Origin of the sequence: Micromonospora sp. DH14, assembly GCF_029809455.1 — a bacterium.
Lineage (GTDB): Bacteria > Actinomycetota > Actinomycetes > Mycobacteriales > Micromonosporaceae > Micromonospora > Micromonospora parva.
Map to the genome: position 1 here is coordinate 1 of NZ_JARVKT010000083.1, position 256 is coordinate 256.

The window sequence follows — 256 nt, forward strand, 5'->3', positions numbered from 1 at the left end:
TCGGTATTCTCTACCTGACCACCTGTGTCGGTTTGGGGTACGGGCCGCTAAGAACTCGCTAGAGGCTTTTCTCGGCAGCATAGGATCACTGACTTCACCTGAATCGGCTCGGCATCACGTCTCAGCCCACATGTGGTGCGGATTTGCCTACACCACGGCCTACACGCTTACCCCGGCACAACCACCGGCCGGGCTCAGCTACCTTCCTGCGTCACCCCATCGCTTGACTACTACCCATCAGGTTCCCACGCTCCCC

The 256-nt window shown here is 59.4% G+C and carries 1 rRNA gene; it reads right to left on the reverse strand.

From position 1 onward, the window contains the following. Positions 1–256: ribosomal RNA gene (locus tag QCZ28_RS34440) — 23S ribosomal RNA — on the reverse strand; the annotation flags it as partial.